The organism is Paenibacillus sp. FSL A5-0031 (assembly GCF_001956295.1).
GTDB lineage: Bacteria > Bacillota > Bacilli > Paenibacillales > Paenibacillaceae > Pristimantibacillus.
In genome coordinates, this window is the sequence record NZ_MRTD01000002.1 from 117385 (window position 1) to 132027 (window position 14643).

The window sequence follows — 14643 nt, forward strand, 5'->3', positions numbered from 1 at the left end:
TATCGGCTTTTGGCTCCCAATTTTTTAGCTATTTGACCGATTTTCAACAAAAAAAGAGCCCTGATTCCGTTAAAGGATTCAGAGCTCTTATTTATTTGGAACGGGATTCAGCATCCAGCTTGAGTCTAAGTCTCATTCGAGCTAGGAAATTAATAAGCGGCCTGCGTGTTTTGTCCACGATACCGGTTATTTCTGCTCCGATCTGCAAGAAAAACATTAGCATACATATGACGGCAAAAGTGATCCAGTTCGCCGCACTCGACTGTACGACAGCCGATTGCACGATTGCGAGTCCGCCGAATATAGCAGCTACTCCCCAAATGATAAGTACGGTACGACGGTGGCTGAAGCCAAGGTCGCGCAGACGATGGTGCAAATGCCCTTTGTCTGGGGCAAATATCGGTTTCTTGTTTACCCAGCGGCGAACTATTGCGAAGAAGGTATCAGAAAGCGGAACGCCGATAATGAGCAGCGGTGTTACAAACGATACCATCGTTACCTGCTTGAAGCCAAGCATCGAAAGCGTTGCTAGACTGAAGCCGAGAAACAACGAGCCCGAGTCGCCCATAAATATTTTTGCGGGATGAAAGTTGAAAACGAGAAAGCCGACAATTCCGCCCAGCAGCAATGTACTCAGTAAGATAACTGGTTGGAAGCCCATCAGTGATGCCATCACAACAATCGTTGCAATCGCGATGCCTGACACGCCGGCAGCAAGCCCGTCCAAGCCGTCGATCAGATTAATTGCATTCGTTACACCGACGATCCAGAGAATCGTAAGCGGAATGCTGATCCATCCAGCAATTGGCTGCATCGTTTCGCCGAACGGAATGTTCAGCAAGTCGATCTTAACGTCGAAGACGAAAACGACTACGCATGCCGCCGCGATTTGACCGAGCAGCTTCACTTTAGCTGAAAGCTCGAAGCGGTCATCGAAAGCACCTAAAATAATAATCATCGTACCGCCGACTAGCAGCGCGTTGATCATATTGGAATCTTGCGGACGGAGCAAGCCGTCTGGTATAAATGGCGATAAAATAAAGAATGCGCCAACGAATGCAATATAAATAGCTAGACCGCCAAGACGCGGCATAATGCGCGTGTGTACCTTGCGGTGATTTGGTTTGTCTATTGCGCCTACTTTGAAAGCAAATTTCTTAACAAGCGGCGTCATCGCAATGGCTAGAACAAGAGCGATTATGAACCCAATTGAATACAGCAAGCCTACCGGCATGTGTGCAACTCCCCTTTTCTTTCTACCGAAGTGAATTATACTCCGATTGGAAAGGAAACTCCAACCCCGTTTTCAACCAATTTTGATGGTTTTAACGAGAATTTCACGGTGTAGGTCGAGGTTTTGTAACGTTTTCTTTGTCGCGAACCACTTTCACTACGAATTTCGGCAAAACAAGCATTCTTTTGTAGCGTTTAGGCTCTTGCAGCAAGCGATAAAACCATTCAAGCCGAAGTTTTTGGAAAATATTCGGAGCTCGCTTTAATTTACCCGAAACAACGTCGAAGCTTCCGCCAACGCCCATAATCAATGGTACGCCCAGCTTTTGCTTGTATTTCACAATCCACGGCTCCTGCGTATCCGCGCCTCGTGCCACAAACAATAAATCAGGAGCAGCCGCACGGATTTCTTCGATGACTTCCTCATCCTGATCAGGGCCAAAAAATCCGTTCCGATAGCCTACAATTTTCACTTGAGGATATTGCAGCTGCAGCTTCTCTGCCGCGGCTTCAATAATCTCCTGTGAGGTGCCAAGCAGGTAAGCCTTCCATCTACGCTTTTCACCCTCATGCAGCAAGCGGTGAAGGAGATCAAACCCCGTCACACGTTCAGCAACAGGCTGTCCTACGTATTTGGCTGCCCACACAACTCCTGCACCATCGGGTACGATTAGATCTGCGCGCCGCATCATTGCACTATACTTGGAGTCCTCGACGGCAGACATAATCATAATCGGATTAGCGGTAATCACATGTGTTACCCGTCTTGCTTCGATCGCTTCTATTAAGTAATTGACTGTGTCATCCATGCCCACTTTGGAGAATGGTATGCCGTATATCGGCACAGTTGGTAGTTGTTTCGACAAGAGGAACTCACCTCGATAATGTATGACGCAGCAAGTGTACAATTTGTTGCGCCGGTCTTTGCGATTGTTGTTTTAAAAGGTCGATCGCTGGCTTGTGCTTCGCTTGCCAGCCCTCTTTGTCAGACAGCAGCAAACCCGCTGCTTCTGCGAATTTTTCGGCATCGAGCTGCTCCGTCGTGCCGATGGCTTTGATGCCAAGTCGACCCAGAAATTGGTCGATCTTCGGGTCGTACGAGAGGCCAAGCATGGGAACCCTTTGGCCGGCGGCATAAATAAGCGCATGGAGGCGCATGCCGAACAAAGCGTCGCACCGGCTGACCTCAAGCAGCATTTGCTGGGGGTCGTCGCCGGGCGCGGCCAGCTCGGCGGTGGAGCCGTCGCCGAGCCTGCCGCGCAGCCGTTCCAGCACCTGCTCCGACGCTACAGTGTCGGAGGGCGTGTGGAACGGCAGGAAGCGCAGCCGGACAGGCATGCGCTTCGACAGCGCGACTAGCGCATCGGCGGCGCGTTCGAGATCGGCGCCGTCACTGCGCCAGGGGCGCAGCGATACACCGACCAGCGGCGCAGCAGCAGGGTCGGAAGCTTGTCCAGCCGCTGATGAACCCGCAGGGAGCGGCAAGCCCATGACCGGATCGGGAACAACATCGATCCGATCACTAGGCACGCCGATTCGTCCAAGCAAAGCAGCGGATTCCTCATCTCTAACGGATACATATGCGCTTTGCTTCATTACTCCGCGAATCATAGGGTCCATCCAGCGCCGAATCACAGGGCCAATCCCTTGCGAATAAGCGAATGTTGGCTTACCCAGCAATTGGGCCAGCTTCATGACGCCAGTATAATAAGGAATCGTTTTGGCGCCTGTAACGTCCTGCAGGAGGCTTCCGCCTCCGCTTATTAGACCGTCGCTGCCTTTCAATGCTTTCCATAGATCTCCTGGATGCATGCGGCGGACAGCTTCAACTCCGTACATACGGCTTGTCCAATCTGGATCACCTGATAAAACGATCGGCTGAATTTGTACGCCCTGCGCCTTGCCTTCTTCTTCTAGTGCTAGCAATATCGATTTGAGTACCGCTTCATCACCGCTGTTGTAGAAGCCATAATAGCCTGAAATTACTATTCGACGAATTTGCGGATGATGGCTGGTGCCCATTTACGAATTGCTCCTTCCACGATCTGCCATGCCAAAATCAAGATACATCCGATTATGATACCTGTACCCAAGCCGAGCGCTACACGAATCATCGAAATGTGAAGTGGTGTATGAAGATGTGCAAACGTATCAACCATCGTCAATTGACCGATCGAACCAATGATAACAAGCAGCCATGCCGCGCGATAACGAAGTGCAAGGAACAAGCCAAGCAGCAGCGGCGGATGACCAAGCATGAACTCTTTAAAGCGCGGTCGTACGCCGAATGTATTTTCCAGCCAACCGCGAATAAGCAGCTCAATAGCAGGTGCTTGTCCACCATTCCCTGTACGAGACAAGTAATAGAAGCCGATAACGCCAATAACTCCAGCTACTATAATCCATGTTAATGTAATAGGTTGAGAAAGCAGCTTGCGCAGCTTTCCGATTGATGTTTGACCGTTATAGAAAAACACATAAATGGCCACAAGGATAATCGGAGCCAAATGCAGCACACTTACGCCGCGGAATTGTTCCAATACAAGATTGTACGTAATATTGTTCAACAATCCGAATATCATCGGCGCTCCCATAAGAGAGATGAGCGTCGCCACAATAAACCAATTCAGAGCAAGACCAAAACGTCTTCCCGTAGATATGGCAGGGAATATCCATTTCATACGATTGCCGTTCTCATATACAGCACCTGGCTGCTGAGGAGTCTGCCCTTGCTGGCTTCTTCCTACTGACCATTTCGTTCCGCCAATAACACGACGCTCGCCAACGGTACGGGAATAAATCCGATTCATTACCCATATAAGAGCCAGCGTAGGGGCTGCAATTGAAGCACCTAATGCAAGTCCTTGCTCCATAAGCGAGCTGTTTAGCTTGTACAAGCCTGCGCTTCCAACTAAGCCAATCGCATAAACTGGAATATAAACGCCTGGAATAAATGCGCCGATTAACAAAGTAATCAGTGCTACTGCAGCCGCAGCAACGATTGCACGCAGCGGTTTATTCCAAGAAGGCTGCTCATGATCAAACGGTTTTGGCTTGCCTGGCGTAAAGCCGGCGTCCGAGAGCTTATCTACGATTCCGCCCTCGTCACTCATTGCCTCAGCAATGCGGTCCAAGGAGTGAACTACCTTTGCTTTATCCGTATTGGACTGAGCTGTCCCGTTCAAGAAAAACATCCGGATATTACGATCCTTCGCCGCTAAAAGAAAACGATCAGCAATAGCTTCCGGCGTCATCGTCATACCGTCGTTCTCCGACAATGAATATAATCTCACTACATTATAATTTGTAATATAAGCTAATTTATTTATGCCTTGTTGCGGTTTTTTCAAATTTTCTATGGTCGCTACGCCCATATCGTATTTTTTGAGCAGTTCTCCGAACTGATAAAGGCTGTTATCCATCGCTTGATCGGATGCACCCTTTACTTTGTCACCGTCGAACAATACGCGGTCTACATCGTATTCCTTCAATTTCGCAAGCATAGCATCTGTTGCCTGCTGATCATAAGGCTTAATACGGTCAGATAAGCGAGGCAATATTTGAAGTCCGGCATTATGAATCGTTTCAAGTGAAATCGGATCAAAATCCATCGTCTTCATAACTGCCTCTGCAATAGGCATCTCAACGACTAAGCCATTTCGGCCACCGTACGACCAATTGCTATACACAGCCTCGGAACGATCAAGCGCTTCGCGAACAATCGGTCCAATCATTTCTTCTTCTTTGGGCCCATTGAACAAAATATAAGTAAAGTTTTGGCCTACCGGCTCAAATTTACTTTGAAGTAGTGCAGCATCTCTGGAGCTGTAAAAAGTAAGTCTGCCGGAAATTTGCAGATCCTTCAGAGAGCTCTCATAAACAGCCATTGTAGTGACGCCAGCTTCCTTGAGCATCTCCAGCTTTTCCGTTAAAAATTGCTGCGGACGAGCCTGACGCTCCGCCACCTCAATAATATCCCGATAATCAAATACATATTCTACTTGCTTCGACGATTTTTCCATTTCCATCCGAACGGCACCGAGCGGCAATGCTGCCGCCACCCCGATAATTGCAATGATCCATAATGCGAATCTTGCGCGCCGATTCCATTGCTGCCAACGTAAAAACACACAATTCCTCCGTTCTAAACAGGTTAATTATTGTACTATTCGGTAGAGTCTACCCGTTCCATAACGGAGGCTTGCAATGTTTGCAGTGCCTCAACAGCAGCATCCTTCGACTCACTTTTAACCGCAAAATAAACTTTGATCTTTGGCTCCGTGCCAGATGGACGAAGGCAGAACCATGAGCCATCTGCGCGCAAATATTTCAATACATTTTCCGGACGCAAGCCATCTTGGCCTTTGCCGTAATCAAGCACACTCTCCACTTTGACGCCGCCGATTTCTGCAGGCGGGTTTTGACGCCAGTCATCCATAATAGCGCCTATTTTTTGCACGCCATCAAGTCCCTTAAGTGTACGCGACTCCAGGCCTTCCAAATAGAAGCCATGCTCAGCGTATAACTCCAAAAGAACATCATATAGCGTTTTTCCTTGACTGCTATAATAAGCTGCAGCTTCAGCAATTAACAGCGCAGCAACGATCGCATCTTTATCACGCGCATAAGTTCCTGTTAAATAACCGTAGCTTTCCTCGTAGCCAAATAGGAAGGTATGCTCTCCTGTTTGCTCATAACGAGTCATTTTCTCACCAATATATTTGAAGCCTGTCAACGTGTTCTCAACCGCTACACCATAGGAACGGGCAATATCTGCGCCTAGTTCACTAGTTACGATCGTTTTGATCACTACGCCATTGTCTGGCAGCTGTCCACGTTCCTTCAACTGGCTTAGCACATAATGAACCATTAGCGCACCCGATTGGTTGCCAGTGAGTACCACGTACTCGCCCTCATTGTTTTTCACAACCGCACCCATACGGTCTGCGTCAGGATCAGTACCGATAATGATATCAGCATTCACCTGCTGCGCCAGTTTAATCGCAAGCGTGAACGCTTCGCGCTCTTCCGGGTTAGGAGACTTTACCGTGCTAAAATATCCATCCGGCTGCTCTTGCTCCGGTACGATGTGTACATTTTTAAAACCAACCTTTTTCAACACTTCGCGAACAGGCATGTTGCCAGTGCCATGTAGAGGTGTGAAGACAACACTAATTTTTTCTCCAACTTCACCTTTAATAAGGTCAGCATTCAAGCTCTGAGCAACTACCGTATCAATAAATTGTTGATCGGCGTCATCTCCAAGCCAGCGCAGCAAGCCTTTTCCTTCAGCTTCTTCACGGCAAACCCGTTTTACTTCATCGAAACCCGCGATTTGGCTGATAGCAGAAATAACTTGTTCAGCTTCCTCAGGAATAAGCTGGCAGCCGTCAGCGCCATATGCTTTGTAACCATTATATTCAGGTGGATTGTGGCTTGCCGTAATGACAATTCCACTTGCTGCATTCAGCGCACGTACCGCAAAAGAAAGCTGTGGTGTTGGACGAAGCGCTGTGAACAAATAAGTAGTGATGCCGTTGCCCGCAAGCACAAGCGCTGCATCGAGTGCAAACTCAGGTGAGTTATTGCGGGAATCGTGAGCGATAACAACAGAAGGAGCCGCTCCATCCGCCGACTTGCCAGCAAGCAGCCAATTTGCGAGTCCCTGTGTTGCTTTACCAACCGTATACGTATTCAAACGATTCGTTCCTGCACCCATTACGCCGCGCAAGCCGCCCGTACCAAATTCAAGGTCGCGATAAAAGCGATCCGTAATTTCTTTTTCTTGTCCTTCAATACTGCGAAGCTCGTCCTTTGTTCCTGCATCAATCAACGGATCATTTAGCCACGCTTCATATTTAGCAATAACATTAGCATTCGTTTCGTTCGTCATATTTAGCAGCCTCTTTCATTCATGAATTTTAATTTATGAAGGATTAGATAAAGCAAACATAAGCTCGCCTTCGGCAACGATTTGATCGCCAACCCGTGCTGTTCCTTGTCCTTTTCCAATAGAGCCCTTCAGCCTTGTAATCTGGACCTCAAGCGTCAACGTATCGCCAGGCTTAACTTGACCGCGAAAGCGGAAGCCATCGATGCCAGCAAAAAAGCCAAGCTTGCCACGATTGGCTTCAATCATCAGCATCGCTACAGTACCTACTTGTGCAAGCGCTTCTACTATAAGCACGCCTGGCATAACCGGATAACCCGGAAAATGACCAACAAAGTAAGGTTCATTCATCGTAACATTTTTAAGACCGACTGCGCGTACGCCTGGCTCAACCTCCAAAATACGGTCGATTAGCAGAAACGGCGGGCGGTGCGGAATGATTTCTTGAATTTGGTTAATATCCAACATGAAAAAAAAGCCCCTCTCAATAGTTAAGTTAGGTAGTATAAAAAGTGTCATTCTGTACGACACTATACATATCCCTCATAAACTGCAGTTTATGAAGGTTAAGATAAGAGGCTTGGCTGCTTGGACCCGAAGTGTCCTCCGCCAAGCCTCTTTGTTCATATGTAGTGACTTGATGATCACGAATGTCCAGTAGGTGTTTCTGTTATGTGTTTATTCAGCGCTTTAAACATGACGATATACATCATTGAAGTAATGAATGAAAAGCCAATAACGCCCCACAAATAAATATGAGCATTCGGCGCTTCAAAGAAAATGAGCATTATCGCTGCATAAAAGAGCACAGTTGTCAGCTTTCCCATCCAGTTGGCAGGCACCGTCTTTTTCCCTCGGAAGTGAAAATAGAATCCCCCCGCTATCATGCCCAAATCGCGCAAAAACATCGCTGCAGCCGCAGCCCAGGAAATATGGCCGGATACGAGCAGCGATACAATAACAGTGATCAGCATCATCTTGTCCGCAAGCGGATCAAGCATCATTCCAGCCGTTGTAATCTGACCGGTTCTGCGCGCGATATAACCATCAAGAACATCGGTTATTCCGGCTGCTACCATAATCAAAAAGGCAGGAATCATATGTCCTTCCGCAAAAATCACGATGTAGACAGGGATTAATAAAAAACGCAATGATGTTAATAGATTCGGCAGATTCAACTATTCACGCTCCTCTACCTATAACTGACGGTCCACCATGGTTCCCAACTATTATACAACTACCTCCCGTAAAAATAAAACTATCCGCTGTTCCTAATAAGCGGAACAAATTGCAGAAGTTAGTTCTAACTGACTATTTGCAATTTTTTTATGTATACATTTTGTGATCGTTATTCATTTTCACCATCTACTTACCGTTATAAATAGAATACCAATTACTTTAAACAAGAAAGGACAGGGATGTAGTGAATTTTAGTTTACGCTTGAATAAGTCGTTGAAAATAACTCGCAGGTGGCTTGCAGCTACAATTGCAATCGTAATGGTTATGACTTCCATGACCGGCATTGTCAACGCCGCAGAAGATACGGTTACCGGCCTTGATTTCACCTATGACCCATCGGATTACAACAGCAACACATCATCACTGGAAACATTTGTTGAAGATGATAAGGTTAATCTAGCCGTTTTCGCAACAGGCTCAGGCACTAGAAAAGAAGTTACTGCCGATGCGACATGGAAATCATCGAATACCGCTTTCGTCAAAGTGGAAAAAGGCGTCTTAACGGGTGTAGGCAAGGGAACCGCAACGATAAGCGCTACTTATAAAGGCTTCACCATTTCTATCAAGGCTTCATCTGACTATATCTATGATTCCGTAAGCCTCATGCAGAACGGAGTAACCGCTCCAACAACGCTGGATATCGAGATTGGTCAAAATCTGGCCTTCACGCTAAACGGCTTGAAAGCAAACAAAGAGCCGCAAAATGTAACAGGTGACGCTGTCTGGACAACATCGAACGCAGCGATCGCAACCGTGGATGAAGGTGTTATTAAACTGTTAGGTGTTGGAGCTGTTACAATTACCTCCAAGCTTAAAGGTAAATCCGATGCGATTACATTAAATGTAACCTCCCCTTACAAATCAATTACGATTGATTCAGGTACTTCTGGCAAGCTAGTCGAAATCGACATCGGCAATGATGATAAAGTATTAACGGCATCCGTCAATCCAAAGATCGGTTCGATCCTTGATGTAACAAAAGATGCAAAATGGGTTAGTGCTAATGAAAAAGTTGCTACAGTTAAACAAGGCGTAGTATCTGCAGTAAGCGCCGGAAAAACGACGATCACCGTATCTCATAAAGGGGTTAGTACAACGATCGATGTGGTCATACGTACGCCTTACCAATCAATCAGGCTCTCTCCAGAGAAGGAATATCATCTGCAGCTTCAGGACGCAAATCTTCAAGTAACAGCAGATGTGCTCGACAATAAAAATTTCTCTTCTCCAGTAACCACCTTAGCCGATTGGACGTCTTCAAACGTTGTAGTCGCTACTGTATCAAATGGATTGGTTAGCCCTAAATCCGTCGGTACAACTAGAATTACAGCCAGCTACAAAGGTGTAAGCCGCAGCATCGAGATTACAGTGTATCCGAGCATAACTGAACTTAGTATTGAAACGGAAACGATCGATGGTTATACCGATATTAGCGAGGATCTTCCTAGAGTCATGGCAACAACATTTGATGGCTCGAAGGTAGATGTATCCAAAATCGTAAAATGGTCATCCGCAGATGAGAAGATTGCAACGATTAAAGATGGTCAATGGACAGCCAAAACACTCGGAGAGTCCGTTCTTACAGCATCTCTTCAAAACTATAAAGCGGATGTAAAATTAGTCGTTCACATGAAGCCGTTAAAGCTTATTGCCGACGTTAAGGAACTTAGCATTATTTTAGGAAAAGAAACGCCTTTCCCTTCCGTAACCGTTATTAATGAAGACGGAGAAGAAGAGAATATTTCAAGCAGAGTGAAATGGAAGGCTTCATCAGATGATATCGTATTGAAAGAAACGACGATGAAGGGCTTAGATGTGACAAGCATCACGCTCACTGCTACTTACCTGACTAAGAGTGTAACGGTACGTGTAAGAATAGAGGAAGAAATCGTCAAGCTTGTTGTTGACCCTATCTCTCTAGATCTTTACCCTGGAAAATCCAAATCCGTTAAGGTTACAGGTTACTACAAGAGCGGCAAGCAGGTTTCACTAGGTTCAAAAATGAACTGGGAGTCTGGCAATCCTAATATCGCAACCGTTAGCAGTACCTCGGTTAAAGGAATTGCCGTAGGAACAACTAAGATTACTGGTTCATACCAAGGCAAAACGGTCACCGTTCCTATCGTGATTTCACCTAAACTGAAATCACTTGTACTATCCAGCAAATCGGTTCAGCTCAGTCCGGGAGGAAGCTATTCGGCTAAGCTGCAAGCTAACTTTACGACTGGAAACCCGGCTGACGTTACCGACAATGCCGTTTGGACATCCTCCAAAGCGAGTGTCGCAACAGTCGTTAATGGAAAGATCGTCGCTGTTAGCAAAGGATCTGCATCCATTAAAGCAACCTATGCAGGAAAAAGTGTGACGATTAGAGTAAGTGTAAAATAGTTCAAAAATGCAGCAAGTGAGAAGCTCGTTACCTCATTACACGACGAGTTTTTCACTTGCACAAATAAAGTATTGATCATCAAAAAAAGGGAAGCCCGCTGCGCAGCATACACTGCAAAGCGGGCATCCCTTTTTCTATTTAATTGATTACGATTCAGCAAACACTAAGTCATAGAGATGCTGCCATGTAGCCCAGCTAAAAACCTCATCCTCAGGCTGCTTGCCTATTACAGCGTAACCAATGTATAAGCCTGCCACAAGCATAATGATCATTATGAGCGGTACGATGCTTTTGCGCAAAAGCCACAGCAGCATGCTTACCCCTTTGGGCCGTTGCTTCTTATTGGAGCTCTTCTCTTCAGCCTTCACGCGACTGGCGCGCTTCTGCCTCCCTGAGCTTTTCTCTTCCGCTTTACTCCCGGATCCGCTTGCTTCGTGGTCCATTCGCTCATCGGCCATACTCATTCACATCATCCTATCCTTATGCGCGCAGCCCGTTGGTAAGACTCATCATCGTATCACTTGACGATAACGCTCTAGCTGCCAATTGATAAGCGCGCTGCACATTAATAAGCTCGGTGATCTCGTCCGTCAGCTCGACATTTGACTGCTCCAAGTAACCTTGACGCAGTACAATGTTATTTTCCGAGTTCGGCACGGTCTGCTGCACGACATCACCAGCATTAATTCCGTTTGCAACGACAAACAGGTTATCAGAAACAGCAGTTAGTGCCGCAGGACGCGAAGCTTGGAGCAGCTTAATACTGCCAAGCGGAATTGTGCGCTCGGAAGATACTCCTAGCACCGTTCCATCTGGATTAACCCGCAAACTGTACCCTTGTGGTACTACGATATTGCCCTCAACCACGTTTCCTGTCACAGCATTTCTTACATTAGCTACGACTGGATATCCGTCTTCCGTTGCCAAAATCGTATCACCGTTTGCGCCGACCGTCAACTGAAACGCTCCATTGCGTGTATAAGCACGGTTGCCAGCGTTGTCCACTTCCACCTCGAACAATGCATTTCCCTCGATCGCAATATCCGTGTCCTTATCGGTTCCCTGCATTGGACCTTGGGACAAATTGGGCTGAACCATTGTCATTCTTGAGCCCCAGCCTTGTGTGAAATCCATCGGCGTTTTACGGCCAGGCTGATTGAAAGCTTCCGGCTGAGTTCTTAAGTTCGTAAGAAGATCCTCAAAGGTAGCTTCCTTCTTTTTGTAACCAACCGTATTCACATTAGCAATGTTATCCGCAAGAAGATCCAGCTTCTGTTGAAGACCATTCATGGATACCATAGCGTTAATCATTGAACTGTTCATGTTTCGTGCACCTCCGCTACTTCAACCTGTTGTTACACGCGACCGACTTCGTTGACGGCTTTGCTCAAGCTTTGATCATAAAATTGGATAACCTTCTGGTTAGCTTCATAAGCGCGCAGCGCCGACATAAGGTCAATAGCTGCTTGCGCGGTATCAACATTAGATCGTTCTATGTAGCCTTGTCTCACTTCCACGCGTTCATTCGGAGCGATAGCGACAGCTTCGCCGCCCTCTCCCGAGAATCGGAAGCTTCCGTTCCCTTCGCGCACAAGCATATTCGGATTATCAACACGGCTAATTAGCAATTGAACGCCGATATCCTGCCCATTGGCATCAACGAAGCGTTGATTATCAGTCAGTACGAGTCTGTCTAGACCTACACCGGCAGGCATCCGAATCGGCTGACCATTCGTTCCAAGCACGCTCGATCCGTCACTTCCCATAAGAAAGCCATCCTCGGTCAGCGTAAACTTCCCGCCCCGCGTATACCGAACCTCGCCATTTTGATCCTGTAGTGTAAAAAAGGCTTGAGGCTGAAAAGTAATCTCTCCGTCCGGGCTTATATTTTTACCGGAAGCGTCAAAGGACAACCCGTCTACTTCAATGTTGGAGATCAAAGCAAAGTCAGACGAGTTGTTCGTCTGTGTTAGATCGCCCTGCAAATGAATAGACAAGCTTTCTTCCGCAAATACACCGTTAGTCAGTTTACCGATCTTGGTGAAATTCTCCGGACCCGCGCCTGTCAATGACAGCATCATCTCCGGAAACGAACGAGTTACAGCGTTTGTCTGCTTATAACCAGGCGTATTAATATTCGAAATATTGTTCGTCACCGTATCATGTCTGCGCTGCTGAGAAATCATGCCTGACGCCGCGGTGTACAATCCTCTTAACATCCGTTGTTACCCCCTTAGTGCTTCCAATCGATCCTAGCTATATATGTTATCGGTTGAAAGCAAGGCTGCCTGAATAGCTTGTCCATGCGACCTATGACTCATTTACGCCTCGGCTACGCCCCCCTAAGGCTCCCTACCCGCGCAAATCATCTATTATATAGGCCGCATACGGTCTTTACTTCTTCCCGAGCTTGTCCAAGTTATCTAGAAGGATTCCCGTTCCCTTAACGACGCAGTGCATCGGATCTTCCGCAATAAGCACAGGAACTTTAAGCTCTTCTGCTAGTAGCGAATCTAGTCCGCCAAGCAAAGCGCCTCCACCTGTCAAAATAACACCACGGTCAATAATGTCCGCTGACAGCTCAGGCGGCGTGCGTTCCAGCACAGCCTTAGCAGCCGATACGATGGACATTACGGAATCCCATAGCGCCTCACGAACTTCTCCTGAACGAATCGTTAATGTGAGAGGAAGCCCTGAAACCATGTCGCGACCGCGAATATCGATCTCTTCCTGTTTTCCGCCCTCTAGCACAGTACCAATTTTAATTTTAATATCCTCGCTTGTTCTTTCACCGATTAGAAGCTTGTATTTGTTCTTGATAAACTTCATAATCGCATCGTCAAACTTGTCCCCTGCGACTTTAATGGAGGAGGCAGTGACAACATCGCCCATAGAAAGAACGGCTACATCTGTCGTGCCTCCGCCAATGTCAACGACCATATTGCCGCTAGGCTGGAAGATATCCATTCCAGCCCCTATCGCAGCGGCTTTTGGTTCATCCTCAAGAAATACTTCTTTTGCTCCGCTGCGTTCTGCAGCTTCACGAATAGCCTTCTGCTCCACAGAAGTAATGTTGGTTGGAGCACAGATAAGAATACGGGGACGGCTAAACCATTTCCGTCCCTCCACGCGATCAATAAATGCTTTAAGCATAATTTCCGTAATTTCAAAATCCGCAATAACACCATCACGCAGCGGACGAATCGCAATAATATTGCCCGGCGTTCTGCCTACCATGCGATGCGCTTCCTCGCCAACTGCCAGCACGCGTTTTGAATCACTCTCAATGGCAACTACAGAAGGCTCATCGAGAACAACGCCTCTTCCTTTTACATGTATGGATACATTAGCAGTACCAAGATCAATCCCAATATCCTTGCTCAACATAAGGCTTAAGTCCCCCAACGAATAATAATTACAAAACGTACATTTGGTTCCCTTGACACAGAAACCGCTAACGTTTATTATTCGCCAAAAAAGACAAAATTCCTCTATAATTCGTGAAAAAACTTCAATGCTTGCCTGCTGCGAGTACTTCACGCTTTTTTGTACTCGTTTTTTTATATTTAATTTTGGTCGCTTCTCCTCCCCTCAGATGCCTAATCGATTTGTGGTACTCGAGAATGTGCTTTACCTGATCGGCCAAATCGGGGTTTATTTCAGGAAGCCGCTCAGTTAAATCCTTGTGCACAGTGCTTTTAGACACACCAAACTCCTTGGCGATCGTCCGCACCGTATGCTTCGTTTCCACGATGCAGCGGCCTATTTTAATGGTTCGCTCCTTAATGTAATCGTGCACGTTCCCGCCTCCCTACTCGAGATAGTTTGGTACATTATATGAGTAGGCACCGTATATATTCGTTGTGGCCAAGCTTGACAGGCAGGAATGTG

At 46.9% G+C, this 14643-nt stretch carries 13 protein-coding genes; 1 reads left to right on the forward strand and 12 read right to left on the reverse strand.

The window, feature by feature from the left end:
• Nucleotides 1–91: 91 nt before the first annotated feature.
• From BK120_RS04015 to BK120_RS04045, 7 genes are all read right to left on the reverse strand, one after another.
• On the reverse strand, nucleotides 92–1234 hold the full coding sequence (locus BK120_RS04015; protein ID WP_054025418.1) for a glycosyltransferase family 4 protein: 1143 nt from the start codon (nucleotides 1232–1234) through the stop codon (nucleotides 92–94).
• Between the two features lie 103 nt (nucleotides 1235–1337).
• Nucleotides 1338–2042: a WecB/TagA/CpsF family glycosyltransferase gene (locus BK120_RS04020; protein ID WP_083681660.1), complete on the reverse strand. Its 705-nt coding sequence runs from the start codon at nucleotides 2040–2042 to the stop codon at nucleotides 1338–1340.
• A gap of 64 nt (nucleotides 2043–2106) precedes the next feature.
• A complete protein-coding gene (gene csaB, locus BK120_RS04025) occupies nucleotides 2107–3255 on the reverse strand; it encodes a polysaccharide pyruvyl transferase CsaB (protein ID WP_076266215.1) in 1149 nt (382 codons plus the stop codon).
• Nucleotides 3219–5363 carry a DUF5693 family protein gene (locus tag BK120_RS04030; protein ID WP_076266216.1) on the reverse strand — a complete coding sequence of 715 codons (2145 nt, stop codon included), beginning with the start codon at nucleotides 5361–5363 and terminating at the stop codon, nucleotides 3219–3221. Before BK120_RS04030 ends, csaB begins: the two co-directional genes overlap by 37 nt.
• Before the next feature lie 35 nt (nucleotides 5364–5398).
• Nucleotides 5399–7126, reverse strand: coding sequence for a phospho-sugar mutase (locus tag BK120_RS04035; RefSeq protein ID WP_076266217.1), 1728 nt, complete (start codon nucleotides 7124–7126; stop codon nucleotides 5399–5401).
• A 33-nt stretch (nucleotides 7127–7159) separates the two neighbouring features.
• Nucleotides 7160–7591 (reverse strand): 3-hydroxyacyl-ACP dehydratase FabZ, encoded by a 432-nt coding sequence (gene fabZ / locus BK120_RS04040; protein ID WP_056631018.1) that lies wholly within the window; start codon nucleotides 7589–7591, stop codon nucleotides 7160–7162.
• Between the two features lie 176 nt (nucleotides 7592–7767).
• On the reverse strand, nucleotides 7768–8301 hold the full coding sequence (locus BK120_RS04045; RefSeq protein ID WP_076266218.1) for a CDP-alcohol phosphatidyltransferase family protein: 534 nt from the start codon (nucleotides 8299–8301) through the stop codon (nucleotides 7768–7770).
• Nucleotides 8302–8546: 245 nt separating this feature from the next.
• On the opposite strand from BK120_RS04045, the gene BK120_RS04050 reads away from it, so the two are divergent.
• Entirely contained in the window at nucleotides 8547–10751 is a 2205-nt protein-coding gene (locus BK120_RS04050) for an Ig-like domain-containing protein (protein WP_144376682.1), read from the forward strand.
• A gap of 147 nt (nucleotides 10752–10898) precedes the next feature.
• Here BK120_RS04050 and BK120_RS34520 read toward each other — a convergent pair whose 3' ends face one another.
• The 5 genes from BK120_RS34520 to spoIIID all read right to left on the reverse strand — a co-directional run bounded on the left by BK120_RS34520 (nucleotide 10899) and on the right by spoIIID (nucleotide 14551).
• Complete coding sequence (locus tag BK120_RS34520; RefSeq protein WP_083681610.1) at nucleotides 10899–11216, reverse strand: DNA-directed RNA polymerase subunit beta; 318 nt, start codon at nucleotides 11214–11216, stop codon at nucleotides 10899–10901.
• 16 nt (nucleotides 11217–11232) lie between these two features.
• On the reverse strand, nucleotides 11233–12075 hold the full coding sequence (locus tag BK120_RS04060; protein ID WP_076266220.1) for a flagellar hook-basal body protein: 843 nt from the start codon (nucleotides 12073–12075) through the stop codon (nucleotides 11233–11235).
• 32 nt (nucleotides 12076–12107) lie between these two features.
• Nucleotides 12108–12971, reverse strand: coding sequence for a flagellar hook-basal body protein (locus tag BK120_RS04065; protein WP_076266221.1), 864 nt, complete (start codon nucleotides 12969–12971; stop codon nucleotides 12108–12110).
• Nucleotides 12972–13146: 175 nt separating this feature from the next.
• Entirely contained in the window at nucleotides 13147–14139 is a 993-nt protein-coding gene (gene mreB / locus BK120_RS04070) for a rod shape-determining protein MreB (RefSeq protein ID WP_076266222.1), read from the reverse strand.
• A 124-nt stretch (nucleotides 14140–14263) separates the two neighbouring features.
• Nucleotides 14264–14551, reverse strand: coding sequence for a sporulation transcriptional regulator SpoIIID (spoIIID, locus tag BK120_RS04075; protein ID WP_054025430.1), 288 nt, complete (start codon nucleotides 14549–14551; stop codon nucleotides 14264–14266).
• Nucleotides 14552–14643: the final 92 nt, after the last annotated feature.